The organism is Legionella sp. PATHC032, assembly GCF_026191185.1.
GTDB lineage: Bacteria > Pseudomonadota > Gammaproteobacteria > Legionellales > Legionellaceae > Legionella.
In genome coordinates this window covers 1,079,831-1,106,799 of sequence record NZ_JAPHOV010000001.1, presented here as the reverse complement: position 1 = coordinate 1,106,799, position 26,969 = coordinate 1,079,831, and the positions used below count along the sequence as shown (strand labels likewise).

The following is a 26,969-nucleotide window of genomic DNA, read 5'->3' as shown; positions in this document are numbered from 1 at the left end:
CTTCCAAAAGAACAAAATATTGCTACTTCTAGTAAATGAAACTTCGACACATATTCGACACGTAACCAAAATAAAATTTTAAGGTTACGTAACATATTGATTTTACAATGCCGCTGAGAGGAGTCGAACCTCCGACCTCTTGATTACGAATCAATTGCTCTACCAACTGAGCTACAACGGCATAAAGAAAAGTATACTTAAGATTGCTTATGTTGCAATACTACACCTAAGGTCCAATCAATATTCTTGCTATTGGGCATGAAATTAACTTTCTGGTAACTCTTAAGTCCATAACCGTGAACTAATAAAGCATAGAGGTAGGAAGGCAGCATGCAATAGTTGAAAACCATGAGGTTATCTGGATAAAGGTCTTCAAGAGTTGACCATTTTTGATGGCAAATGCTTTGATCAGCAAAGGAAATAAGATCACGATTGGTAAAATATTGGTTGTCCAGAGAAAATAGTTTGTCGTTCAGCATAAAGGTAATGCCACCCAAAATATACCATTTTTCAATAGGGTTAGCAGCCAGTACCGATTTAATCTTTCGGCTTACAGAATGAACACTATTGACCAAAATGGCAATTTCATCTTTGCAAGCATAGGCATCGCCTCGAGCTTGCCGCCCACTTGGTAATTCGTATTCCTCTGGAAAACAGAATTTTAAATCAAAAAACTGGTGACCCATTTCATTCTGACCAAGACCGAGAAAACTATGCGAGAAAACCGTATACTCTCTGCCGTAGAGGCGAATTGTGGTTGTATGCTCATGATCCACCAAAGAGGGATTTAAAACAGGAATAACAATCTGAACAGAAGCTCCACCAATATCCATCACGCCAGCTAAAGGTTGCGACTCTTGTTGAAACAGGTTTAGTTGATAATTGGTTGCAAGCCAGGCAAAAATACCTTCCTCTGTACCAGAAATAGTTCTTGCTGTCACAAGTCGCCAATAATATTGTCTGTCAAACCAATCAGCTACCAATTGATTGACGTTTCTGTGGTGAGTTTTAGGTAACAATCTCATACCCGCGGTGGAATAAAAATAAACTGGCATCAAAACAGCTGGGGCATCTGAAAACAATTTCTCCATATAAGCCGACACCGATTTGTTTTCATGCTCAATTGTAGATAATCCAGGAACAGCTTTTCGGTTCCAAATCTCTCTAATTGCAATTGGCGTATTTGTTTCATCCAAATCATAAGCGTAAATACGCAATCGTGAACTGGAACTTCCAGCATCAATTACTGCAATGCAATGATGATTAATACATTCGGATTTGTCTGCATAAACAGATAAAGGCAGAAACAAAGAGATACAAATTAACACGATCCATCGAAACATAGTCTTTCCTTAATTCACATCAAATAACGCATTTATCCTACATTAATTGGCTTTTTTGGTCAAAACAGGAACTGAATTTGCAAATATAAGTGAAACACCTGGAAATCCGTATCAATGTGAACCTCATTTTTTCATCAAAATGGAGAGAGATAAAAAATTAAAAATTAATGAAATTGTTTCTTTTAAAAGTTCAAAATTTATGCTATAAACGCGAAATTTTTCATTTTAGGGCGTCATTATCAGCTACTTCCATATAGCAAAAATGATAGTTATCAATTAGATGAAAAATATTTTTTAATCCGGAGCAGTTTTAAATTTATATGGATAAATATAACATTAGCTCTATTATTTTTTACTAACATAGTGAGAAAAAACAGCCCGTGAAGACTAATATTCCAACCCTATCAAAACCCATTAAAGACAGTGGTTACAGACGCGGTTTAAAAGATCGCCATGTCCAACTGATTGCACTAGGTGGAATTATCGGCTCAGGATATTTTTTAGGAACCGGTGAAGTAATTAATCTGGTTGGCCCCTCTGTTTTTATTGCCTATTTACTTGGTGGGTTAATTATTTACCTAACCATGTTATGTATGGGTGAATTAGCGGTCGCTATACCAATTTCCGGCTCTTTTGTTACTTACACTTCTGATTTTATATCCCCAACTGTGGCTTGTGGCGTCGGGTGGTCATATTGGATTACCTGGGTTGCCTATATCCCCGCAGAATGTGTTGCGGGCGGAATCATTATGGAATTGTTTACAGGGGTGAGTGGTTACATCTGGGTAGTATGCTTTGGATTAATCATTACCTATATTAATCTTGCCAAAGTCGATACGTTTGGTGAAATTGAATTCTGGCTCGCTTTAATCAAAATTATCTCATTGCTAGCCTTTGTTTTCCTGGCAATACTCATTTTCTTTGGCCTCATTCATGGCTCAGAACCACCCGGTATGATAGGATTTAAGTACCTGCTAGGTGATGGAGGTTTGTTACCTAATGGGGCAATGTCATTATTGACAGCCATGGTTCTTTTGCTGGTCAATTATCAAGGATCTGAAATCATAGGACTTGCAGCGGGAGAATCAGAAAACCCCGCCCGTATGATCCCTCACGCCATCCGCAATGTTACTTTCAGAATCCTGTTTCTCTACATCATTCCGGTATTTTGCCTGGTTTTAATTTTTCCGTGGCAAAAGGCGGGTTTATCCAACTCAGTCTTCGCTGATGCACTTAATTTCTACGGATTGAAATGGGCAGGAGCAGTAACGAGTTTTGTTACTCTATCTGCAACCTTATCCTGCGCTAACTCAGGATTCTATGGTGCCGTGCGATCTTTAAATGCTTTGGCGCGTGATGGTATGGCTCCACATGTCCTTGCCAAGTTTAATCAAAACTCGGTCCCTCAAAATGCCGTGATTGCTACACTTATTGGAGTTTGGATTCTTTTAGGTGTGGGTTACTTTTTTGGCCAAACGAAACTCTATATCGCTTTATTACTGGTGTCTGGCTTTACTGGTACTCTGGCATGGCTTTCTTTGTGTGTTGCTCAAATCAGCTTTAGAAATCGTTTGTATAAAGCCGGTTACTCCATTAAAGATCTCCGTTATGTAACACCTTACTCACCTTATACCGGAATTCTTGCTGTTATTTTGATGGTTGGATCCTTGTTTTTCTTACTGCTAAATAAAGATCCCATCTATAAATTATCATTTATTATTGGTGTGGTCAGCTTCATTATACCTGTCATTATCTATAAGGTATTTGATTTATCAAAAATCAGGAAAAAAGCTTTGCATGTGAAAAGCCGTGTCAAATTCCAGGATTTATTTCCGCCACAGTAAATTAAACATTACTTTTGAAGTATTTCAGGGCATGCCAAAATTCATTTTGCATGCCCCATTCCTACAATAGCAGCAACCAGCATCAATCAAAATCATTGTTACATACTAAGCTTTATCGCTGTATCAGGAGAATGAAAACCCTCTTTGATTAATTGATAAAACAGGATTTTAACCTCTGGTGTGATAGTCTCAGGAGAAGTTAATAATTTATCCTTGTTGGCAACAGTCTGTTTCTTTGCGAATAAACCGGGCCATTTATTTGAAATGGGCAGAAGTGGTTGTAGATTTTCTTTCTCTGAGCTGGATACCTCGTCCAGCTTAAATTGATGAGTAATCAATTTGACCATATCAGTTAGACATTGGCAGTCTTTCAAACATTTACCGTAATCAGCTAATCGCGATTTAAAATAAGATTGCATATCCAGTTCCGTACATCCTAATAACAAGGGGCTTTTAACTTCAAATAATCTCATTAGGACTTCGATTTCAAAAATACAGGCATTGGCTTCAGTATTGGGAATTTTGGCAGCGACATTAAAAGCATGACCAGTTTCATGAACAATCGCTCCAATAATTTTGATTACCGGCTGGAACAGTAAATAACTTTTAAAAACTATTGTTCTATTTTCAACCCATTTTTCATGAGTCGTACGCATTAACTTGTATGTTTTAGAATTCACAAAAATTGCCGGATTATTACCTACTCCTAAAAACTCGCTGGGAGGGACAACATCGATTTCTAACTCAGGAATCAACCCATTAGTACCATTATCAAGACCACCTTCACCCAACTTCCTACATTCCGAAATAAGTTTTTGTATATGCTCCAGACTTACCATAATACCCCTCCTTATTGTAAGAAATCCCTGCAATCATAAAGAAATCAAAGATAGCAAACTGATCAAAATATGTTTCAATCAATTCATTATTTGGTATTAAAATTATTCAGTCAAGATTTTTTGTGAATTGTTTGAATATACTTTTCTCTTAAAGGTAAATTTAGAGTGTGTATGGCACTTCCATTTACTCAATGGAAATAAATTTTTGAATTAATAAAATCTTTATTCATGAAGTTAATTTTATTACCCACATAGACCGCTCTAATCAATTGCAAATCTGTGCTCTTAACATAATTCACACATTATTTACTAAATAGAAACTTTTTAATGACTAGACCTTGAGTTTTTTACTCATTATTGATACTATTTGGGCAATTTATTATCTTTTGGCATTATCAAGGTAGGTATAAACATGGGTGGATTAACTAGCGAACAATATTACAGTCAAGTAGTTGGCAAAATTGGATATATCGCCAGATGCATGCAAGACATTGATCCTGAGAATAATTTGAAAAAAATAAGGGATGATTACCAGGATATATTGATATGGACAGAAAAAAATTATCGTTTTGAGGAAATCTTGGAAGCCAGTAAATCAGGAAAGTGCCCTAATGATCTGGATGCATTAAGCCGAAGATCTCTGGTATTACAAGAATTAAAGCGGCTTGTTTCATTAACCAGTCCTTTCAAAATGAAAATAGACCTGATTGAGTCTGAATATGAAAAGATGAAAAGCCATGCGAATTTATGGAAAAGTGACTATTATAGCAAACTCAATGAGCTCACTCGATTAACAGACTACATCAAAAATGCAGAGTCTACCCCTAAAAATCATTTTCTAAGAGCAATGACCTCCGTTTTGCAAATGCAGATAGCCCAATATGGAATTACACAAGATAATGACTGCATCAACCTATTGTTTAAACAGGCATTGCATTTGCTCGCCATGGGTAACGAAAAGATAGATGAGCAATATCTCTTGTTTAAAAGGTATGTAAAAGAACAGCCTGAAGAATCACCTTTTGAAGGCATTTTACCCCCTGAAGGTCAGAAAAATTTAGTAAAAACTATAATAGAGATTTGCCTGCCAAAGCTTTCAAACAAAGCCCTGCAAGATAAATTATCCGCACTATCCAATCCTGGTTTATTAACAAAAACATTACTTGACAGCATCGACAGGATTATTGAAGAAAACGCAAAATTAAATGCTTTGAGCGCAGTCAAATTAGGTGAGTTTAGACTTGATACCAGGGAAATTGAAGAGATTTATTCTCAAGCACTGGAAATATCACCACAAAATGCTTTGCAATATACTGCTCAAAGATGTGATGTGCGATTGTTATGCATGGCTTTTCCTGATTCTGAACAGCATATTATTCAATCCATATCGAATAAAGAAGCCAATGCTATTGCTGAAATCATTCATGGCAAAGAACTTATTTATCAAATCATCAAGACAGAAGTTTTTAAACAAGTTGATCCCAATCAGAAAATTCAGCTACAAGCCGCGATAGAATTGTATCAGCTCCTTGGAAGAACCATGGATAAACAGATCCATCTTTTTGCCAGGATGAGTCTGGAACAAATCAAGGAATACATTCAAATCAAAACCAAATCAATCCTGGACAAAATTCCTGAACGAGTTGAGCTATTAACTTTTATGGGCTTTGAAATTCCAACCTTCAAGGGAATTGAGACACTTATGACCGATCTCTCCCAATCTCAGGATAATGAAACTCTGGCTATAGCTCAGGAGTTTTACACGAATATAAAAAATGCAAAAAACCAATTGTTAAGCAATAAACTGATTGAAGACATTGCTCCACAAGATGTAGAGAAATTTTTTAATCACTGTAGTCAATACGGTGCAGAAGCAGCTGAAAAGCTGGCTGACAATCGTCCAGTATTGACAAAAATAGCCGATATTTTGACAGCCATTGCCCGTTGGGCGATTAGTTTAATAGGTTTCAACACGCCGCCACAGTTTTTAGCTCCAACCAGAACCTGTGTGGATCAGGTATCCGATGAAATCACTAAAATTAAAGTCAAGCTTGAAGATACTTTGCGAAGCTTGCAAAAAGTACAGGAAGAAAGCCTAAGCCTTTAATCTTTAATAAAAGATTAAAGCGGAATTAAAAAAATATTTGACATGGAATATAGCCGTTATCAAATAGGCTCCCCCGGATTACAACTTTCTTCTAATCCGGGACGCTCTTTATGATTAGATTATACATCATATATGTAATAGGTCAGGCGGGATTAGCTCAGATTTTTCTACTCCCTCTATCCAACAATCTCCTGCGAAAAGCATCATCATACTACCAAAGCCTCTAGATCTGGAGAGAGCATCTCGAGGTGAAATTAAAAATCTGTGCTCAGTTCAAGATTAAATGTTTAATAAAACTTCAGGGACGTTGACTGGTAAATATAATATACACTATTGGTTAATTTAATTACTTTTTGAATAATTTTAATTCTAATGCTACCTTTTAGATATAGGTATATGAGTGGGATAGATATCATGACAAGGTCAAATAGCGAACAACTGGAGGAACATTACCTTCAAGCAAGGAGAGAGTATTGTATGGCAATGATGGACGTACATGACAAAGCAAGGGCATTACTGAGCGAAACTCCAGTAGATGGGAGTATGAAGCAAGCTATAATAAACTCAAGCGGGGTAAAGATCCGGCCTAACGAAACACAAGATGAATTCGATGAGCGCTTCGAAGACGAAATGGGTTTAACGATAGATGGCTACGTTGATTTTGCGCTTGATGTATTGGAAAAAAAATTGGAGCCCGCAAGACAGAGTATTATAGCTGCTGCAAATAAAGAACTTGGTTCTCTTACCTCTGGACCATCTGGTTCGGCATGGGAAGATTTTCAACACACAATCCACGAGGGAGCAGAATATAAAACTATAGAAGTGGCTAAGTGTCTGCCTGAGTCTGAGCGTTGCATACAAGCTTTTAATCAGGCTAAGCTGGCATTTCGTGATGCAGCCACAAATTTAATACATGCAGAGAAATTGGAAGAACCGGAAGAGCCAAATCACGGCCCCAGGTTCTAGAACAAGGACACAGGAAGATTCAAGAAGCTAAGAAATTATCTTGCTGTTTTCATTTTACCATCAAATTATGAGAAAATGCAGTTTCAAAATCATCCTAAGTAATTGTGATAACACTCGATCTTGATTGACTACATTAGGTCTATTGCTTAAGCTTCAACCATAGGTTCCAATTGAAACTCAGGTACTAAACTTTTTAACAGAACAAGCAATTCTTCATCCTGGTGCTCAATACAGGCCGCCTGTAACATTCGTATGGTTTGCGTCAAATCATTCCAATCCAGTTCACGAAATCTTGCTTTGAATAATTTTTCATGTTTTGTTGAGGTTAACTGCTCAGTCTCATGAAACAACTCTTCATACATTTTTTCACCAGGACGTAACCCTGTGTATTCGATCATGATGTCCCTTCCTGGCTCTTTACCTGCCAAGCGAATCATTTGCTCTGCAAGATAGCTGATTTTAACAGGCTCCCCCATATCAAGGACAAAAATTTCTCCACCCTCCCCATTCACCATAGCTTGCAAAATCAACTGACAAGCTTCGGGTATAGTCATAAAATACCTTTGCATATCGGGATGAGTCACAGTCAGTGGGCCGCCCTCCTGCAACTGTTTTTGGAACAAAGGCACCACACTACCAGCCGAACCCAAGACATTTCCAAAACGAACCGTAATAAACTGGGTTTTAACTCGCGTATTTAAATTCTGACAATAAATTTCAGCGACTCTCTTGGTAGTTCCCATGATATTCGTTGGGTTCACTGCTTTATCAGTGGATATTAAAATGAATTTCTCAGCTCCGAATGTCACACTGGCTTTGGCAACCACCTGAGTACCTATGACATTATTAAACACAGCAACCCTCACTTGATGCTGAAGCATGGGAACATGTTTGTATGCAGCCGCATGGAATACGATTTCAGGCTGAAAACGACGAAATAAGTGATTGATCGCAATTTCGTCTGTTACACTGATCAAGCTTAACTCAACAGGGATGCCTGGAAAGTTCTTTAACAACTCTTGTTCAATGCGATAAAGATTAAATTCACTATTCTCAACGATTGCTATAGTTGCAGGCTCTAAAGCCATAACCTGACGACACAATTCCGAACCGATTGAACCACCACCACCTGTAATCAATACACGTCTTCCTGCAATTGAACGGGCAATTTTTTCCCATTCGAGCGTCACTTGATCCCTTCCTAACAAATCCTCAATGTTCACAGGCCTCAGCGCATTCACTTCAACTCGGCCTGAAGCCAAAGCTGAAATACTGGGTAAAGTACTAAAAGGCACATGGCTTTGTTCACAAAGCGTTACAATTCTTCGCATGGTTGCCGATTTAGCAGAAGGTATGGCAATGAAGATCAAATCCACATCGTATTGATTGACTAACTCGGTAATTTGGTTAGTCGTCCCTAGCACCCGTACTCCATGAACCTCTAATCCCCTCTTGCTTTTATTATCATCTACAAAACCTATTGGCTGGTAATAACTGCTTCTTTTCAAATCACGCACCAGGCCCTCCCCAGCCTGTCCGGCGCCAACCACCAAAACTCTTTTCGTTTCCAATTCTCTGTTTCCTCTGCCAGGTTTATCCCAATGCAGACGGATCACCAATCTTCCCCCGCAAAGGATGGTTGCCAGGATAATGCAATACAAAGGAAATACTGATCTGGGCAGGTGCTGAAGAATTGAAGTTAAGTAAAACACAGGTATTACTAAAACCATCGCTGTGATAGTAGCCTTCAGTATCCTGATGACATCATTTAGAGAAGAGAAACGCCATAATCCTCTGTAAATTTTAAAATAATAGTAACAACTGATCTGAACAATTGATAATAAAGCCAAAGCAATAAAAGAATGTGCGGATGTCAGGCTGCTAGGATATGGCTGCATATTATAGCGCAACCAGTAAGCAGCATACCAGGCAACTGGTATAGCAGCCACATCAAACAAAATTACTGGTAGTTTTGCAATGATTTTTTTCGTCAATATGATTATTTTTTGCATTATAAAAACCGCAGTCTGTAATCCTTTATAAAGGAAAGATGGTACACTATGTTACAGTTTCCCGCATCAAAAATTAGCAAACAATTCATATCGGTATTGTGAATCAGTACTACCAAAAGAAAAAGCTCCTCTCAATTTGTATTTTTTATTGTCATCAAGCAATGGCTTTAAACAAGCATCACCAGGAGTATAAATAATTTCTCCTTTATCAATAAGTGAGGTCAAAATAATTATCTGTGGTTTTTCCTCTAAAATCTGCTGACAAAATAATTCATATCTATTCACAACAGGAAATTGAGCCATTTTTTTATTATTCAAACAGTAGGAATCAATAAAAGTCAATTCACTTAAAAATGGAATCAAACCAGAATCTGCCAATACTACTTTATCCTGCCTCCTGGCATGAGTATTTAACCATTGAACAACACTTATTCGTAATTGCCCTCCATATACCGGATTTTGGCTAAAATAGCGATAATCACCAAGGGACATTTTAGGTATAAACAGCAACGCCAGAAAAAAAGCACTCACATACAATGCCGCTTTAAAGTAATTGTCTCTTTTTTTGAAATATCTTAATAAAAGATAACTGATACCATTCAAGGCCAGAGGTAACATAAGAGCAAACGCTGGCAAGAACAATCGATTGTCAAAAGCTACAATCGGATCAGCATTCACAAGCATGAATAAATAAATAATACTGGGGGACCATAAAAAGTAATGTTTTCTGTCCTGATCATAAAAACAGGCAGGGAAAGCCAGAATAGCAAATGGCCAAATTAATTTGAGATAGTTTAAATCCAGTGAATAGGATATCCCATTAAAGCCTTTACAATACACTGAGTTTGGGAACAGTAACCCGTAATAGTGCCAACGCCAAAGAAAATAAGGCGCAAAGACCAATAAGATAGTAGCCGCAAAAAATGCTGCCCCTCTCCATGGTCTCTTACCTGATAATTTATTTTGATCCCAACTGATTAAAAGAAAAAAGAGAAGCATTAGGGCTGGTGTTTCAGGCCTCGTCATTCCTGCAAATGAAAGGAATAATCCTCCTATGATAAAACCACTTGTCTTAAACTCACCTCGAGGCACAGGGTAAAAATGGTATCCCAACCCACGAAAGATAAAATAGACTGAACCACTAATCAGCGCCTGATAAACAGTCATTTCAAAGCCGCTCACTGACCAAATAATTTGTCCCTTATATAATAAAAGCCATATGCAGGGGATAAGGGATTCGCGTTTAGCAAACCAAAATCGGCTGATAAGAAAAAGAAAAAGGCAGGTCACAAGTAATCCAGCAAACCCAGCGATTTTTAGGCTAAGAACCGGATTAATGTGCAGAGCAATTGATATTGCCCCCAAAACAACAAAGCTGAAATTGGAATAACCCTCGACTGGTTCAGCGTTTAAATTCCATAACAAACCATTTCCTGCAGCCCAGTTTTTGGCATACCGCAAAGAAATATACATGTCATCAATAGTGAACGGCCATATGGCCTGGATTTGTAAAATCAGCAAATAAACAAACAAAAGGATAAACAGGCTGTCATACCAGCGCCAGTTCATACTCATCAATTCAATGCCTTGAAAGTCAAGATAGCAAAGCACCAAAGATTTATTCGAGATAATCGATCACTTAAAAAAACATTGACCGGATCATCATTCTCTACATCCTGAGTGGCAAGCCAGGCAAAACGCCATAATGCAATAGCTGCAAAAGGTAAGGTTAAAATGAAAAAGAACGATTCTGCTCTGGCATAAACAGTGTAAAACAGATACGTAATAAAGCAAGCTATTCCAGTAATAACGATAAGTCTTTGCAGAAAAACCGGATTATATCGACGCAGAACCTTGCGAGTTGAATTTTTCAATCCCAACTGCATTTCCAGTTGTCTTTTATTGAGTGCAATAAATAAACTCAGCAAAGTCGCTGCAACAGTTAACCAGCCCGATATAGCCAAATCAATTCCTATTGTCCCAGCCAAAACTCTGAGCATAAATCCCAGAGCAATACACGCAACATCAAAAACTGGAATCAATTTTAAGACATGGTTATATGCAAGATTGATTATCAAATAAACAATTAAAATGACCACCAATGTTTTTGAAATAAGCCAACCCAGGGCAAGCCCAATAATCATCAATAAAAGCATTACAATGATCGCGTCAAACAAAGTAACCTGCTCACTGGCAATAGGCCTGTTACATTTAAAAGGATGTAAACTGTCTTCCGTTCTATCCTGAATATCATTATAAATATAAACGGCACTTGCAATAAGACAAAAAGATAATGAAGCCAGTAATGCCGGGTACAAATACCCCGGAACAGGAGTATAAATAAAACCGAGCATAACAAAAATTGCTTTACTCCAGTGCGATAAACGAAGAAGTAAAAGATATTGGTATAACTTATCCATGTAACTTATCCTGATGATTTTATTTGTTAATTCCATCATACAAATCTACCCTTCTCTCAAAAACAGCTAAAACAGTTCTGTCATTTCTAATCAAAGTATTAATGACCGCCTCAATCAGGCTACAGGACATGGATTTGTTTTAATTTTAAATTAATTTAAACCCTATTAAGATTAACATATCTAACTCAAGGCTAAAAATATTATAATCGCAAAAAAACCATCATTTTAAAGAATTAAATTATAAATAAAATCTGCTGCCTTACCCGATTGCAACAATTTAGTAAAAATTAATCAAATCAGATTGCATTTAACCAGTGAATCGGTAAGATAAAAAACATACAAATAAATTTTCAATGGATATGAGGTTATTATGCGCTATATACTGCCAGCAGGAGCTCTTACCAGCCTTAACTTTTTACGCCAGGACTATAAAACAGAAAAACAGGTAGATTTGGATCAACCCCCCTCTTTAATCGGAGTACCCACTTTTTTTGGAGGCACTGATGTCGTATCCAGAGATAAGCAAACCAAATTTATAAAAAAAATGATTCTCGTTCTTAGAGCAAATCTGGCGAAAGAGGAAGAGATCACTTCTCCCGAGCAATGGGAAGCGAATTTAACTGCCTCAAGAGTAGTGATCGCAGCTTGTTTATATATTCAATCGCAAATTTCATCCCCGAAAAGCAACTCAAAATTATACAATTTAATTAATAAAGATTTAGGCATTACGGATACTAACTATTTAGATGATGAAGACAAGGAAATATGCTTTTTAGCCGCTAATCGAGTAATTAATTCCTCTTTGTCCGCATTCAGTGATGCCAATGCTGCTATACGTAAAGCGAATGTGAAAGATTTACCCCCATTTACTGAACAGGAATGGAGTGAATTTTCCAAATATGTTGCCAGTGTGAGTATAAAAAAAGTATCTACCAACCCCTACAAAGACTATCCCATTACATCCATTACCCAACCGATGTTTGGGGCCGCTTTTTCATACACGGGAGCAACAATTGGTTATCTTGGGGGGGATGTCATTAGTCAATCGTCAAAAGCAATGTCAACCAAACTACAAATTACGACCATGGTAGGAAGTACCCTTTTGATGCTCGGCACAACAGGGCCTATGGGTGTCGCATTGTTCTCTCAGGTCATAGCAAGCAAACTAGTTACTGCTTTTTTCAGTATCAGTTTGGCTCATGTTTTAGGAACGACTATGGGTATTCTCGGACAGGGCGTAGGAATGGGCATCGGTTTACCTTTGGACTATGCCTATAGACTGTTATGGAAAGCCAGCGCCACTATCATAAATTACTACAGCAACTACCCTAATACCTCTCAGATGACAGGTATTCGTATTGCTGATGGTAAATCCATAATTAATGGAATAGTGATTGAATACACACCAAGCTCTGACTTAAAAACTGAAGAAGGGCAACAAACAGTTGAAATTACTGAAGAAGGAAAACTTCTTATCAATGGAAAAGAAGTCACGATTCCTGACGGCGGAGTTCAACTTCCTCTTGAGCTAATTAATGAATTAAAAGCTCAATTGAAGCTGCAGGAGAAAAAAGTTAGTGAAGAAGACTCTTCCACGTCCACATTGCTAACAACTATTTAATGTAAATAGAGTAACAGTCATTGTGCCATTGCGAGTTGAGCAGTGCTATATGCTCAACTCCACAGATACTGACATTAACAGCACTTCTAATAACGCATTACCACTTGCTCTTCCCCTAAAAGATTACTCAATAGCCCTATTAATTCATCGCTAGGGGTCACACACCATTGTTGGCCAAGATTTAAATTAGCTTTGGCAACATTATTGGAATAAGCCAGTTGCACTGCACACCTCCCTGAATAAGTCTTTAGTAAGGATTGGATGGAAGGCAGTATGGCAACATTGTTTTGATTTAAACGCAACTCCATGCAACGAGCGAATTTTGTTCGAGCTGAAGCAATACTTAAAAGCTGATTGGCAGTCATTTTAACACCACCATTGTAATCATCAATTGCAACTTCCCCCTCAATCACCAGCATGTCGCCCGTCATTAATGGTTCAGAAAACTGTTCAAAAATCTCACCAAAAACTACAGCATCAATCCTGGCAGTCGCATCATCCATTCCGATAATCACTAATTTCTTACCACGTTTGGTTATTATTTTTCTAATCGCTACAACCTGGGCGCAAATAATCGCTTTTTTATGTAAGGACGGATTTAATTGGCTAACAGGGACAATAAAATCTCCCAACTCACGTCTGTATTGGTCAGCAGGATGGCCAGTGAGGTAAAAACCTAATACCTCTCTTTCGCCTTCTAATCTTTGAGCTTCAGACCAGGATTTACTTTCCACATAATTTTGTTCATCCGCTTTGTCCTCTAAAAGTGAGAATAAATCAAATTGCCCGCTCGATTGGTTTTGATGTTCTTTTTCGGCAACTTTCAGTGCTTTTTCCAAGGACGCTGTTAATACAGCCCTTTCCACTTTCCAAACATCAAAAGCACCACTCTTGATTAAAGCTTCAATCACTCTTCTGTTGACTTTGCGTAAATCCAATCTTTGACAAAAACCAAACAAATCCAAAAATGGCCCATTCTGGTTCCTCTCCTGAATAATACACTCAATCGCAGACTCGCCAACTCCCTTTATTGCTCCGAGACCATAAATAATCGTCCTTTCATCGGACACGGTAAAATGATACATGGAATTATTAATGGAAGGAGGCAGCACTTGTAATTTCATGTGCGCGCATTCATCAATAAAAGTCACAACTTTATCCGTGTTATCCATATCAGAGGACATCACTGCAGCCATAAAAGCCGCAGGGTAATGTGCTTTTAACCAAGCAGTTTGATAAGCTACCAAAGCATACGCGGCAGAATGTGATTTATTAAATCCATATCCGGCGAACTTCTCCATTAAATCAAAAATATGGGTTGCTACCTGTTCATCCACTCCTCTCGCAACCGCACCCTGGGTAAAAATTTCCCTTTGCTTTGCCATTTCTTCTGGTTTTTTCTTCCCCATGGCTCGTCTTAACAAATCAGCAGAGCCAAGCGTGTAATTGGCCAAGACCTGGGCGATTTGCATTACTTGTTCTTGATAGAGGATAACCCCATAAGTAGGCTTAAGAATTGGTTCCAAGTCTGGGTGTGGATAATCAACTCGAGCCCTGCCATGCTTCCTGTCGATAAAATCATCCACCATCCCTGACTGAAGAGGACCTGGTCTGAATAAAGCAACCAACGCAATAATGTCTTCAAAGCAATCCGGTTGAAGCCGGCTTATCAGCTCCTTCATACCCCGAGATTCCAGCTGAAACACAGCAGTGGTCTTACATGCTTTTAATAACTCAAAAGTAGCATCATCATCCGTTGGTATTTGGCTAATATCAATTGGTGACAGCCCGGCATTTTCACATTGCTTATTCACTGTAGCCAGAGCCCAATCGATAATGGTTAGTGTTCTTAATCCTAAAAAATCAAACTTAACTAATCCAACCGCCTCAACATCGTCTTTATCAAATTGGCTAACTATTTGTGTTGATCCTTCTTCACAGTATATTGCCGTGAAATCAGTCAGCTGAGATGGTGCAATAACTACTCCCCCAGCATGCTTGCCTGCATTACGAGTAATTCCCTCCAGTTTCAGGGCAAGATCAAATAGCTCCTTTACTTCTTCCTCTTCTTCATATCGCCTGCGAAGCTCCTCCTCCTGCTCCATCGCTTTACTTAAAGTAATTCCTAACTCAAACGGAATTAATTTCGCCAGCTTATCAACAAAACCATAAGGATGACCTAAAACACGCCCAACATCCCTCACTACAGCCTTTGCAGCCATAGTACCAAAAGTGATAATTTGGGAAACGCTCTGCCTGCCGTATTTTTCTGCTACATATTCAATAACCCGATCACGGCCTTCCATGCAAAAATCAATATCAAAGTCAGGCATGGAAACTCGTTCTGGATTTAAAAATCGTTCAAAAAGCAGCTCGTACTCCAGAGGATCCAAGTCTGTAATCTTAAGGGCATAAGCAACCAGAGAACCAGCACCGGAACCGCGACCTGGTCCTACTGGAACCCCATTTTGTTTAGCCCATTGAATAAAATCGGCAACAATCAGGAAGTAACCAGCAAACCCCATGTTGTTAATAACATCCAGTTCAATTTTAAGACGTCTGTCGTACTCTCCTCTGACGGCAAGCAATTCCTCTTCAGACTTGCCTCTGAATAATTGCTTTAAACGCTCTTCCAGGCCAATTTCAGAAAGATGTGATAAATACGCCTCTACTGTTGAGCCATCCGGAATAGGGAAATTAGGTAGATAATTGTGGCCCAGGTCAAGTTTCACATTACAGCGTTTACTAATTTCGACTGTATTATGTAATGCGCTGGGAAGATCCGAAAATAAAAGCTCCATTTCATCTGCTGAACGCAGATACTGCTGGGAGCTGTATTGTTGAATCCTCCTGGGATCAGCCAGCGTGTACCCTTGGTGAATACAGACCCGAGCTTCATGAGCATCAAAATCATCCTCATTGATGAACCGTACGTCGTTGGTTGCAACAAGGGGTAATTGCAATTCGTCCGCTAACGCGATCAACTTCTCATTATAATGCAGCTCATCAGCCCTTCCGGTTCTCTGAATTTCGAGATAAAAACGATTCGGAAACAAACTCATCCAATGCAAAGCACGCTTTCTTGCCAAAGCATCATCATTTGCCAGTAATGCTTGGCCAATATCACCAAACTTTCCCCCAGACAGAGCAATTAATCCCTGTGAAAATTCCGGAATCCATTGTAGTTGTATTCTGGGTTGGCCATGATATTGCCCTTCCTGATATGCTTTGGAAACCAGACAAGTTAAATTTTTATAGCCTGTTGTGTCTTGACATAACAAAACCAAAGAAAAAATGCTATCCGGGGTTTCCAAATCGTGACACGGCAAATCACTACCAATGATAGGTTTAATTCCCGCTTCTATCGCACTTTTAAATACTTTGACAGCAGCAAATAAATTACAAAAATCTGTTACAGCAACTGAACTCATACCCCTTGCAGGTAAAGCCTTCATCAAAGATTTAATCTGTACTAAACCATCGACTAATGAAAACTCCGTATGTACTCTTAAATGAACAAAACGTTGTCGCATAGAGAATTAACCCATTCACGATAATTGGGAAACTTTAACCTAAATCCCGGAAATAGGAAACTAACAGATATTGCCTATAAATGAGATTGATGTGGATCAAAAGCATCCCGTACTGCATCTGCAAACAAATTCATTGCCAAAACCAATAAAAACATTAATAGAAAGGCTGCAAACATAGGCCACCATACAACAGGGTCACGCGCCAATTCAAGCCGTGCTCCATTAATCATATTTCCCCAACTAATGGTCATGGGTGAAACCCCGACCCCCACATAAGTCAATACAGCTTCTGCCAAGACTAAAAAACTGAAATCCAATACCAAGGTAATGATAACAATATGCATGACATTGGGCACCAAATGTTTGCGCACGATGGTAAACCAACTACTGCCTAAGGCGCGGGCAGCCAGGACATAATCTATTTCTCGCAATTTCAAAGTTTCTGCTCTCAAAAGACGGCACAGACTTGTCCAACTGGTCACACCAAGAATCAAGCAAAGAGCCAATAAGCGCGCATCAGCACTCTTGGCTAAAGTAGTAAATTTCTCCGGATGGTTTGCGATATAAGTTTGTAAGGACAATACAGAAGCCGTGATGAGTAAAACACCTGGAATGGAGCTTAAAGTAGTATAAACATACTGGATAATATCATCGACGAGCCCACCAAAATACCCTGCTGCAACCCCCAAAAATAAAGCCAGTGGCAACATGAACAGGGTTGTTAAAAATCCAATAATTAGACCAGTTCGCACACTTTTCAAACTGAAATAGAAAATATCTTGTCCAATTTGCCCTGTGCCCAATACATGAAAGGATCTTGATAATCCATAACCAATGACGACTGCAAAAGTAAGTACAGCCACTGTCGCTATAACGGTAATTTGAGTAGGGCTTAAAATAAAAATATGGTTATATCCAAAACTAAATTTTATTAAAACAAGTAATAACCACCCACCGAAAATGACCAAAGCACTATATGTTATAGCTTTCATTAGCACAGACTTGATAATGAGGGCTTTGTCTTTTTCATTCTTAATAGAGGCTGGTGGATATTTCAAGCGAGGGTAAACCTGAGTTGTGACCCCATTAATCAACTTCGTTTCGCTCATAAATTGATTTAAAGCCAAGGGAGCCGAATAAGTTTTCTCATAGATATTTCCTATAGGTGCAAGGACTCTATCCAATAAAGACTGAGTTTTTTCTGTTTTATCATTGATGAATTTGATATGAATGGAGTCCAATACCCCGATGGTTAAAAACAACAACAACACAATACCAGCACTAATTGCCAATGGCCTTTGTAAAATGATTGCAAATGACAATTTGATGTGTTGTTTTCTAAGACTCAGCAAAACGGTAAATAAAACCACCGCCAGTAAAGTAAGAAAACATTTGTCAGTCCAAAGCAATTCAAATGTCATTTTTGCCGCATACTCCTTGGTTATCAGGATAATCGTACTCGGGGATCAACGAGAATGTAAGAAAAATCAGTCAGAACCAATCCTATGATATAAAGAACCGACCCCAGAAAAACCATAGCCCTTACAATAGCGAAATCTTGCTGTTGTATCGCATCAATAATATAGCTACCCAAGCCTGGCACACCAAAAAAAGACTCTAAAACCAAACTTCCCATAAACAAAGTAGGAATGATGACTACAATTCCGGTCAAAATGGGTAACATGGCATTTTTTAATACATGTTTAAATAAAATCCTTTGCTCAGAGAGTCCCTTTGCTCTTGCGGTTTTTACATAATCTTTATTAATTTCTTCCAAAACCAAAGTTCGATACCAACGCGCTCCCGCACCTAATTGTCCCAAAACAGCCACCAAGACTGGTAAAATAGTAAATTTCAAAGCATCCAGACCATCATCATAGCCGGAAATAGGAAACCATTTTAGTATTTTCCCAAAAAGATATTGTCCGCCAATGATGTAAAATAAACTGGATATCGACATCAGGATAATACAAATAACTACCCCAGATAAATCAAGATAAGTCGAACGGAAAAATGCCATAGCCATAGCAAAAATAATATTCATCAAAACAGCAAATAATAAAGTTGGCAAGGCAATGGCAAGGCTTGGCCACATTCTGTAGGATATATCGTGGCTAATATCTCTTCCAGCATCCGAGACACCAAAATTAAAGGTAAACAGCATCAGCGATTTTTGATAAAACAAAGTCTGTCTGAATTGATTAAATCCAGTCTGTTTTTCATTATAAAATAATGGTAAATCATAGCCATGAACTGCTTTCCAGTCTTCAATGGCTTTTTGCTCTACATGTTTATTACCCAAGTGCATACGTGCCATATCATCCGGAGAATTAACCATGAAGAACAATGCAAAAGTAATCAGATTAATACCAAACAAAATTGGAATCGCATATAAAAATCTGCGGAGTATGTATTTAATCATTTTAATTTTACTCTTTGTGCTGCCTGTTTTTCTTTTTTTAAATAAGTAATGAATAAAGGGATTATCAAAGCAATCAATAGCCCAAACAACACGCCTAAAGGCCAAAATACCGGTTGATTCCAGGCTCTTCGCAATTGGTTACGTTCAGGTACATTAACAGAAACATATTTTAGAGTGTTGAGGGAAATCGTATTGGATTTTACATTAGACACCCAATCTTGCGATAAAATAAAGTCTTCAGAATGCATACCCCATACCCATGGAGCATCATACCGGACAATCGCTAACATCTTATCAATTAGTTTTTGTCTTTGTTGGTCGTTAGGACGATTCTTCATCAAATTAAATAATCTATCAAATTCAGGATTTTCATAATTTGATGCATTTTCACCACCATACTTCACTTTTCCATTTTTCCCATAAAGCAAAAATAAAAAATTTTCCGGATCAGGATAATCAGCATTCCAGCCCCAGCTAAATATTTGAGCATGACCTATCCGCATCTTTTCCTGGAAACGATTGTAAAGCGTTGCCCTAATATTCAAGTCTATCCCTATACTTGCAAATTGCTTGCGCATCCAGTCAAGCCTTGCCTTATCATCAGGCCCTCCTGTCGTCATGACATCATAATGAAGAATTAAATGTTTACCAGTTTTCGGATCTATCCCCCCAGGATACCCTGCCTCAATCATTAATTTTTGCGCATCTCTCAATGATTTTCGTTTCCTGGCATTATTCACCCATTGATAAACATAGGGATTAATACCTTCTTTTCCTTCCTTGTACCCAAAGATACCCGGTGGAATAGGGCCTTGTGCCGGAATACCTCGACCATTAAAAAATATGGCAATATTTTCATCAAAATTCACCGCGATAGAAATCGCCTGACGTAATTTTCGCGCTCTTTTACTATTGCCTCCAACAACGCTGTCAAGCATATTAAAGCCTACGTAATAGATAGAGGGCTCCAGGTTTTGTCTTAAATATATTTTTTTATCTTTCATCTCCTGGCTAAGAATAGGCTCTCCAAAGCGATTGATATGAATAGCCTGATCGAAACTGTCAGCACTTATTCCTGACATATCATAGTAGCCTTGCAAGAACTTATTCCATCGAGGAATAGATTCTTTTTCAAGGGTATAAACAGCTTTGTCAATTAATGGCAAGCGCCTTCCCTGATTGGTTAAATAACCAGCCCGTCTATCAGCGTCTGAACCATTAACAGGAAAATACACTTCTCTGAAATTAGGATTTTTCTCCAATATCATGCTTCTATTAGGATTATTTTCAGTCAGCATAAAAGGCCCTGTGCCTATAGGATACCAACCAAAAGATAAGTTTTTATCATCCATATCCTTTTGCGAATAAAATAAATCCGCTTCCCAAGGAACTGGGGCAAAAAAAGGCATGGCCAACCAAAACAAAAATTGTGTATATTGCCCCTTTAATGTAATTTCAAAAGTGTAATCATCTAATTTTTTAATCCCCTGCAAAGGATACTGACGTAAATCTATAAAAGAATTTTTATTGGTTGCACCTTTAGGAAGACTACCTCCATACTCCTTGAAGCCTAGAATATAATAACTCATCAACCCATATATAGGAGAACTCACAGCCGGATTAGCCAATCTTTTAATTTGATAAATGTAATCATCAATGATCAGTTCCCTTGTACCAGTGTATTTGAAATCTGACAACTTGCTAATATCATGATCTTCCAAATAATCTTCTGATAAGTGGTGATATCGATAAGAACCATCCTTCTTCCGGGCAAGAGCAGGGTGAGGTTGATATAAAATTCCTTTTTTTATCTGAATGGTATAGACACTGTAAGCTGGTTTCGTGTTATCTCCTGCTGGGACAGGATTTCCCTGAGCATCCAAATATCGAATCTTGGGTAACCAGGTAGCCGTTAAAGGAATTAATTCATAGGGTCTTTTATAGTAATCATATTCCAGAAGTGGCTCATAGATTTGGGCTATGAAGAGATATTCATTGGAAGAATAGGAACGCGCCGGATCCAGGGTTTTGGGCTGTTCATTAAAAGAAGAATAATAAATATTTTCATTGGCCTCGCTCTCGGGGTAAGGATTATTGAATACCCAGGAACTGCCATAAGCCAAATTGACACAGCAAGGCATTAAAAACAACATGAATTGAATTAACAAATATCGCCGCACTTAGTTCCCTCGTGCCAATCAGTCATTATTACAGGTTTAAAATACCTACTTCACCCGATTCATTGATACCCATCATAAACCAAATAGCAAAGATCTAGCTACTCATGAATTAACCCGTTTTAAAAACTCCTCTTCCTCTATAATCGCTACTCCCAGTTCTGTCGCTTTAATTAGCTTTGAACCGGCTTCACTCCCTGCTATCACATAATCCGTTTTGGAAGATACACTTCCACTTATTTTTGCGCCCAAGGCTAATAATTTTGCCTTTGCCTCTTCCCGCCCCATAGTACTTAGAGTTCCAGTTAATACTACTGTTTTACCATAAAATGGATTTTGTGGATTAACCTGTATTTTTTCAGGCTTAGGCCAATGAATACCCAACTCAAGAAGGCGGTTAATCACTTCAAGATTGTGCGGTTGGGCAAAAAAATGGACTATATGAGAAGCCGCTACTGGACCTATGTCATTCAGAGTCATTAAATCCTCAATCGTTGCCGCTTTCAAGCTCTCCACATCGAAGTAATGCTCCGCTAAAACCCTTGCTCCGGCCTCACCTATTTCTCTGATTCCCAAAGCATATAGAAAGCGATTGAAAGTCGTTTTTTTACTTTTTTCCAAAGCGGATAACAAGTTTTTTGCTGATTTCTCTCCCATCCTGGGCAGATTAGCTAAAATTTGCAAATCGAGTTCATAAAGATCCGCCAAATGATGGACAATGCCCTCATCCACTAACTGATCAATCAAAACACTACCAAGCCCCTCAATGTACATTGCTTTTCGAGAAGCAAAATGCCACATCATCCTTTTTAATTGGGCTTTACAATATAAACCTCCAACACAACGGGCAATTGCCTCATCCTCTTCCCTTACGACTTCAGAACCACAAACTGGGCAATTTTTAGGAAGCTCAATCTTCCTGGCATTATCGGGACGCTTTTCCAAAACGACAGAAACCACTTCAGGGATCACATCACCAGCACGACGAATAATAACCGTGTCACCAATACGAATGTCTTTCCGGGTAATTTCATCAAAATTATGCAAAGTCGCATTACTCACTGTAACACCACCAACACTCACTGGCTCCAAACGCGCAACGGGCGTCACAGCACCTGTTCTGCCTACCTGGAAATCCACAGCTATCAGACGAGTCATTTCTTCTGTGGCAGGAAACTTATGGGCACACGCAAATCTTGGTGCACGAGAAACATAGCCTAATTGCTGTTGCAAGGGGATACTATCAATCTTATAAACAACCCCATCGATTTCAAAAGGCAATTGATTCCGTTTCGCTAACATATACTGATAATAATTTAAACAACCTTCTATTCCAAACTCTTTTCGCGTTTCTGGAGATACTCTGAATCCAAATTCCTTTAATAAATTCAATTGTTCCAAATGACTGTCAGGTAACTTATAACCCTCACAAGCCCCTATACCATAACAATAAATAGCCAGTGGGCGGTTGGCAGAAATCTCAGGATTTAATTGTCTTAAACTACCTGCAGCAGCATTTCTCGGATTGGCAAAAGTTTTCTCACCCAGTTCTCTGGCTCTTGCGTTGTATGCTTCAAAATCGGCTTTGGGGATATAGACTTCACCCCGCACTTCAATCAATTTTGGAGGATTATTAACCCTTAGTCTTAATGGAACTGAAGCAATAGTCTTAATATTTGCTGTGATGTTTTCTCCTACAGCACCATCTCCACGAGTTGCAGCATGAGTCAAGATTCCACTCTCATAAGTCATGTTAACTGCTAACCCATCAAGCTTCGGTTCACAAGCGAACACCAGTTGTTGATTTGGTTCATCCAATTTCTCAATTGCTCGCTTAATGAATGCTTTTAATTCATCAGTAGTAAATACGTTAGACAAAGACAACATGGGTTGCTTGTGGGCTACCGGCATAAAAGCATCCGAAGGAGTACCGCTCACTCTCTGTGTAGGAGAATCTGGTGATAAAAATTGTGGATATTGCTCTTCAAACTGTTGTAATGCCTTGAAGCATCGATCATATTCCGCGTCAGGAACCAAAGGCTCATCTAAAACATAATAGTGATAATCGTATTTTCTTATTTGCTCTTTAAGCGCTTCTATCGTTTCCTTAATCGCTTGATCACTCATTAATGAAGAATCCCAAAATAAAAACAACAGTTTATCATTTTTTTATCCCTTTAAAATATGAGTAGTTTAATCATTGAAGACAAAATCCTTTTTGGGATACCTCAAAGCGGATCAATCCCCTCTCTTGAATCTTTTGCCAGAACCATGATATAGATACGTCTCTGTATTGAAGGAGATATTTTGAAAATGGAACTTCTACGCATTTTATCCACTCTTATTGTTTTATTGTTTTCAACCCTTATCCATTCTCATTCTGATACCAATTCTAATCAAGGCATTGCTTTTGTACATGGTACTCGAGATCACAGAGAAGATGCCTATGGAGGGTATTGGAAAATTGATTTCATACAAAGTATCTCCCAAACTCTGGCAAAACCTGAAAATCACTACGTAGTTCATTGTGACTTTAGCCAATATATGTGGCATGAAGATGCAGCCAATTGTGTTGCCAATCAACTTCTGGAATTTATCAATGACAAAAATGTGAGTTCTCTCACTGTCTACACCCATTCTGATGGTGCCAACATCATGCGTTGGATTCTTTCAAATCCAACTTATGATGGTCGATATATGACTCTCAAACGCAAAATCAATCAAGTTATTGCCATTGCACCTTCCAGTGGAGGGACGCCTCTTGCTGATGAAGTATTAAATGGAGGCATATTTGAAACGAGTTTGGCCTGGTTACTTGGTTATCTTTCAGATGCAGTGAAACAACAACGTGTAGGCGACATGTTGATCTATAATGAAGAATTGCTCTTGGGAAGCAAAGGTCGACCCTCTCTATCGATTCCGTTTAAAGTCATAGTGGGTACTGATGTCTATGCTTCACCATTTTCAACATCAAGCTATTGCAATGGATACATGCTCAATAGTGGGCTAAAAATCGCCAAACTCTATCTTAATCAGTGTGCTGATGGCTTTCTGGATTGTGAGTCACAAGCTCAAGCAGGAGAAGTATGGTTCTATGATATAGACAAAACTGATTACAATTTGCCTTTAAGCCATAATCAAAGTCGACATTCTTGTTTTGGTTTGGATCAAATACTTATCAGTGCCCTAGTTAATCAAGGAGTTGTGAAATGAAAACTGCTCACCTTATATGGATATCCGCATTTTGTATTGCTCAAGCTCATGCGTTTACATTACCAAGACAACCAACCAAATCTTATGAATGTGAGAATTGCAGTCAATTATCGCATGAAAATCTTCACGATAAATGGGAAATTACCAATGAACCATTAAACAAAAAAATCAGTAATGTTCGTAGAAGTTATGGTTACAAAGAACGTATTTCTCTGGAGCAATTACAACGAGGAGTTATTATATCAACTTTGGCTCCTGGAGCTGTCGTTCGCATTACCCCTTTGCAGAATAAATCCATTCCGGAATTACTTATTAAAACACCCAAAAACCAACTCTTGCCCCTGAAAGAAGCCTCTTCTCTCTATAATCAAGACGATGAAGTTGGAAATAATCTTTTAGCCATTACAAAACACCAGACTATGTTACAAATAAAACCTGAACTGGGGTATGGAAAATTCATACTAAAAAGTAAGGACATTAATGACAAAAATGCTGATGCCTATATGATCAGTGTCCTTGATAAGTTTTCTATCACATATCTGGAGGTTGAAACCGATTCTCTCCATTATCAGTATGGAGATAAGCTAAAAGCGACTATATCGCTTCACAATGATATCACTGAGTATGACGTCAATGACGTTGATGCTCGACTTGTAGGCCCTAAAGGTCAAGTTATTGCGCTCAATTTGACCAAGTTAAAATCCAATGTATTTGAAGGAATCGCTACGTTGGATTCTGAGTTAAATGATCGCGGTGAAAACTGGTATTTAGAAACCGATGTTCAAACAGAATACGGGCAAGAAATCATCAGACGATCTGGCCACACAGCCTTTTCATACTCCATTCCCTCAGCCAGCCTTATGAATGTAAAAAAAGTGTCCTCTAAACCTTTGACTTTTGTTGTCACTGTCGATGTTGCAACTGCAAGCCGATATGCTTTACAAAGTGTGTTGTTCCAAAAAAATGGCAAAGGTGAAGCCAGACCTATTCAGACCTCGCAAAGAGCACAATGGCTTGAACCTGGCAAGCATGTTTTGCAATTTACCTTTGACAATCACAATCAATTATCGGACGATAACCTCTATTTGGGTTATTTACGCTTGATAGACTATGGGCAGTTAAAAACTGTTTATCAATACAACCAACCTGTCAAGCTTAGCCAGTTAGTGGATTAATGAATGGCATTATTTTCTTCTGTCACTTTGTTTGAGGGCATAGCGCTGGCTATTGCCCTTCAATTCTTATTGCTTCTCTGGGTTTTAGTAAAACAAACACAACAAAAAAAACTGACTGAGCAACTTGGCGAAAGAACGCAGCAAACGCTAATCACTCAGCTTCACCAGTTACATATTGATTTGAGCCAATCTTATCAAACAAGCCAGCAATTTATTAATGAAAAGATAGCTCAAGGACAACTTGTTACACAACAACTCATTAGTGATGCTATACAAAAACAAATGACTGACGTCAGAGAACAAATGACACACAGCTTCAAACATCATGCGAGCTCCCTTACTTCTCACTTACAATTACTTACCGAGGAGATTCGTAATCATTTAAACACACTAACTCAGCAGGTTAATCACAAATTGACCGAAGGTTTTGAAAAAACTTCGTCTACTTTTATTGACGTAGTCAAACGATTAACCATTATTGATGAGGCACAAAAGAAAATCACCGAGCTCTCCAATCATGTGGTCAGCCTTCAGGACGTATTAGTTGATAAAAAAGCTCGCGGTGCCTTTGGTGAAGTTCAATTGTCAACACTCATTAGCAATATGCTTCCCAACGCAAGTTACCAAATGCAATATACACTCAGTAATCAAAAACGGGCTGACTGCATTTTGTTCTTGCCTGAGCCCACTGGAAATATTGTCATAGACGCCAAATTCCCTCTGGAAACCTATCAACGATTGATCAACAGTGATGCCTTATCAACTGATCGAAAGTCATTACAACAACAATTTCGCCAAGACATTCAAAAACATATCAAGGACATCGCTGAAAAGTATATCGTGCCTAATGAAACAACAGATGGTGCTATGATGTTTATTCCTGCAGAATCCATATTTGCTGAAATTCATGCAAACTATCCTGATTTAATTGCCATGTCTCAAAAGCTAAAAGTCTGGCTGGTATCGCCAAGCACATTAATGGCCGTACTGACTACAGCAAGGGCAGTACTTAAAGATGATGCCACTCGCAAACAAGTTCATATCATTCAAAAACATCTTCAAGCCTTGGCCAATGATTTTCAACGCTTTGAAAAGAGAATGGATAAATTATCCAAACACATTGACTTGGCACATCAGGACGTCAATGAAGTCAATACCTCAGCCAAAAAGATAACTTCCAGATTCCAAAAAATTGAATCGGTCGATATCGAATTAGACGAACAGGAGGTCACTCACTTAGAATTGGTCGAGCCCGAATCAATCTAAAATAAATTCTTTATAGTGCAGAATACCTAAT

Annotated in this window: 17 protein-coding genes and 1 tRNA gene; 7 read left to right on the top strand and 11 right to left on the bottom strand. The window is 38.4% G+C overall.

Annotated elements, in window-relative coordinates; translation table 11 throughout:
- Positions 1-108: 108 nt before the first annotated feature.
- Positions 109-181: transfer RNA gene (locus OQJ02_RS05035), tRNA-Thr, on the bottom strand.
- 16 nt (positions 182-197) lie between these two features.
- The gene (locus tag OQJ02_RS05030; RefSeq protein WP_265718151.1) at positions 198-1,343 is read right to left on the bottom strand and encodes a multidrug DMT transporter permease; all 1,146 of its coding nucleotides are present in this window, start codon (positions 1,341-1,343) and stop codon (positions 198-200) included.
- A 380-nt stretch (positions 1,344-1,723) separates the two neighbouring features.
- On the opposite strand from OQJ02_RS05030, the gene OQJ02_RS05025 reads away from it, so the two are divergent.
- Positions 1,724-3,187, top strand: coding sequence for an amino acid permease (locus OQJ02_RS05025; RefSeq protein ID WP_265718150.1), 1,464 nt, complete (start codon positions 1,724-1,726; stop codon positions 3,185-3,187).
- 98 nt (positions 3,188-3,285) lie between these two features.
- On the opposite strand, the gene OQJ02_RS05020 is transcribed toward OQJ02_RS05025, so the two are convergent.
- Positions 3,286-4,026, bottom strand: a complete 741-nt coding sequence (locus tag OQJ02_RS05020) for a hypothetical protein (RefSeq protein WP_265718149.1) — start codon at positions 4,024-4,026, stop codon at positions 3,286-3,288.
- A 412-nt stretch (positions 4,027-4,438) separates the two neighbouring features.
- Here OQJ02_RS05020 and OQJ02_RS05015 point away from each other — a divergent pair, with 412 nt between their 5' ends.
- The gene (locus tag OQJ02_RS05015; protein ID WP_265718148.1) at positions 4,439-6,133 is read left to right on the top strand and encodes a hypothetical protein; all 1,695 of its coding nucleotides are present in this window, start codon (positions 4,439-4,441) and stop codon (positions 6,131-6,133) included.
- A gap of 372 nt (positions 6,134-6,505) precedes the next feature.
- Positions 6,506-7,099 carry a lpg0967 family Dot/Icm T4SS effector gene (locus OQJ02_RS05010; RefSeq protein ID WP_265718147.1) on the top strand — a complete coding sequence of 198 codons (594 nt, stop codon included), beginning with the start codon at positions 6,506-6,508 and terminating at the stop codon, positions 7,097-7,099.
- Between the two features lie 146 nt (positions 7,100-7,245).
- Here the strand turns inward: OQJ02_RS05010 and OQJ02_RS05005 are convergent, their stop codons facing one another.
- From OQJ02_RS05005 to OQJ02_RS04995, 3 genes are all read right to left on the bottom strand, one after another.
- The gene (locus OQJ02_RS05005) at positions 7,246-9,111 is read right to left on the bottom strand and encodes a polysaccharide biosynthesis protein (RefSeq protein WP_265718146.1); all 1,866 of its coding nucleotides are present in this window, start codon (positions 9,109-9,111) and stop codon (positions 7,246-7,248) included.
- A gap of 66 nt (positions 9,112-9,177) precedes the next feature.
- The gene (locus tag OQJ02_RS05000) at positions 9,178-10,686 is read right to left on the bottom strand and encodes a protein LphB (RefSeq protein ID WP_265718145.1); all 1,509 of its coding nucleotides are present in this window, start codon (positions 10,684-10,686) and stop codon (positions 9,178-9,180) included.
- Complete coding sequence (locus tag OQJ02_RS04995; RefSeq protein WP_265718144.1) at positions 10,686-11,570, bottom strand: decaprenyl-phosphate phosphoribosyltransferase; 885 nt, start codon at positions 11,568-11,570, stop codon at positions 10,686-10,688. Before OQJ02_RS04995 ends, OQJ02_RS05000 begins: the two co-directional genes overlap by 1 nt.
- 331 nt (positions 11,571-11,901) lie before the next feature.
- On the opposite strand from OQJ02_RS04995, the gene OQJ02_RS04990 reads away from it, so the two are divergent.
- Positions 11,902-13,152, top strand: coding sequence for a type IV secretion protein Dot (locus OQJ02_RS04990; RefSeq protein WP_265718143.1), 1,251 nt, complete (start codon positions 11,902-11,904; stop codon positions 13,150-13,152).
- Between the two features lie 86 nt (positions 13,153-13,238).
- Here the strand turns inward: OQJ02_RS04990 and dnaE are convergent, their stop codons facing one another.
- The 5 genes from dnaE to ligA all read right to left on the bottom strand — a co-directional run bounded on the left by dnaE (position 13,239) and on the right by ligA (position 23,411).
- A complete protein-coding gene (dnaE, locus tag OQJ02_RS04985) occupies positions 13,239-16,685 on the bottom strand; it encodes a DNA polymerase III subunit alpha (RefSeq protein ID WP_265718142.1) in 3,447 nt (1,148 codons plus the stop codon).
- A gap of 74 nt (positions 16,686-16,759) precedes the next feature.
- The gene (locus tag OQJ02_RS04980; RefSeq protein WP_265718141.1) at positions 16,760-18,106 is read right to left on the bottom strand and encodes an ABC transporter permease; all 1,347 of its coding nucleotides are present in this window, start codon (positions 18,104-18,106) and stop codon (positions 16,760-16,762) included.
- Between the two features lie 23 nt (positions 18,107-18,129).
- Positions 18,130-19,107, bottom strand: coding sequence for an ABC transporter permease (locus OQJ02_RS04975; protein ID WP_265718140.1), 978 nt, complete (start codon positions 19,105-19,107; stop codon positions 18,130-18,132).
- Positions 19,104-21,260 carry an ABC transporter substrate-binding protein gene (locus OQJ02_RS04970; RefSeq protein WP_265719796.1) on the bottom strand — a complete coding sequence of 719 codons (2,157 nt, stop codon included), beginning with the start codon at positions 21,258-21,260 and terminating at the stop codon, positions 19,104-19,106. Before OQJ02_RS04970 ends, OQJ02_RS04975 begins: the two co-directional genes overlap by 4 nt.
- A gap of 129 nt (positions 21,261-21,389) precedes the next feature.
- Positions 21,390-23,411 (bottom strand): NAD-dependent DNA ligase LigA, encoded by a 2,022-nt coding sequence (gene ligA / locus OQJ02_RS04965; protein ID WP_265718139.1) that lies wholly within the window; start codon positions 23,409-23,411, stop codon positions 21,390-21,392.
- Positions 23,412-23,597: 186 nt separating this feature from the next.
- Between ligA and OQJ02_RS04960 the strand changes: the two genes are divergently transcribed.
- From OQJ02_RS04960 to OQJ02_RS04950, 3 genes are read left to right on the top strand one after another with little or no spacing between them, the layout of a single operon-like run.
- Positions 23,598-24,497, top strand: a complete 900-nt coding sequence (locus OQJ02_RS04960; protein WP_265718138.1) for a hypothetical protein — start codon at positions 23,598-23,600, stop codon at positions 24,495-24,497.
- Complete coding sequence (locus OQJ02_RS04955; protein ID WP_265718137.1) at positions 24,494-25,672, top strand: DUF4785 domain-containing protein; 1,179 nt, start codon at positions 24,494-24,496, stop codon at positions 25,670-25,672. Before OQJ02_RS04960 ends, OQJ02_RS04955 begins: the two co-directional genes overlap by 4 nt.
- Positions 25,673-25,675: 3 nt before the next feature.
- The gene (locus OQJ02_RS04950; protein ID WP_265718136.1) at positions 25,676-26,938 is read left to right on the top strand and encodes a DNA recombination protein RmuC; all 1,263 of its coding nucleotides are present in this window, start codon (positions 25,676-25,678) and stop codon (positions 26,936-26,938) included.
- Positions 26,939-26,969 lie beyond the last annotated feature (31 nt).

Bases quoted from the DNA above. Each gene is read 5' to 3' on its own strand.
- OQJ02_RS05030 (WP_265718151.1), bottom strand. From the start codon at position 1,343: ATGTTTCGATGGATCGTGTTAATTTGTATCTCTTTGTTTCTGCCTTTA.
- OQJ02_RS05020 (WP_265718149.1), bottom strand. From the start codon at position 4,026: ATGGTAAGTCTGGAGCATATACAAAAACTTATTTCGGAATGTAGGAAG.
- OQJ02_RS05015 (WP_265718148.1), top strand. From the start codon at position 4,439: ATGGGTGGATTAACTAGCGAACAATATTACAGTCAAGTAGTTGGCAAA.
- OQJ02_RS05010 (WP_265718147.1), top strand. From the start codon at position 6,506: ATGCTACCTTTTAGATATAGGTATATGAGTGGGATAGATATCATGACA.
- OQJ02_RS05005 (WP_265718146.1), bottom strand. From the start codon at position 9,111: ATGCAAAAAATAATCATATTGACGAAAAAAATCATTGCAAAACTACCA.
- OQJ02_RS05000 (WP_265718145.1), bottom strand. From the start codon at position 10,686: ATGAGTATGAACTGGCGCTGGTATGACAGCCTGTTTATCCTTTTGTTT.
- OQJ02_RS04995 (WP_265718144.1), bottom strand. From the start codon at position 11,570: ATGATGGAATTAACAAATAAAATCATCAGGATAAGTTACATGGATAAG.
- OQJ02_RS04990 (WP_265718143.1), top strand. From the start codon at position 11,902: ATGCGCTATATACTGCCAGCAGGAGCTCTTACCAGCCTTAACTTTTTA.
- dnaE (WP_265718142.1), bottom strand. From the start codon at position 16,685: ATGCGACAACGTTTTGTTCATTTAAGAGTACATACGGAGTTTTCATTA.
- OQJ02_RS04980 (WP_265718141.1), bottom strand. From the start codon at position 18,106: ATGACATTTGAATTGCTTTGGACTGACAAATGTTTTCTTACTTTACTG.
- OQJ02_RS04975 (WP_265718140.1), bottom strand. From the start codon at position 19,107: ATGATTAAATACATACTCCGCAGATTTTTATATGCGATTCCAATTTTG.
- OQJ02_RS04970 (WP_265719796.1), bottom strand. From the start codon at position 21,260: ATGTTGTTTTTAATGCCTTGCTGTGTCAATTTGGCTTATGGCAGTTCC.
- ligA (WP_265718139.1), bottom strand. From the start codon at position 23,411: ATGAGTGATCAAGCGATTAAGGAAACGATAGAAGCGCTTAAAGAGCAA.
- OQJ02_RS04960 (WP_265718138.1), top strand. From the start codon at position 23,598: ATGGAACTTCTACGCATTTTATCCACTCTTATTGTTTTATTGTTTTCA.
- OQJ02_RS04955 (WP_265718137.1), top strand. From the start codon at position 24,494: ATGAAAACTGCTCACCTTATATGGATATCCGCATTTTGTATTGCTCAA.
- OQJ02_RS04950 (WP_265718136.1), top strand. From the start codon at position 25,676: ATGGCATTATTTTCTTCTGTCACTTTGTTTGAGGGCATAGCGCTGGCT.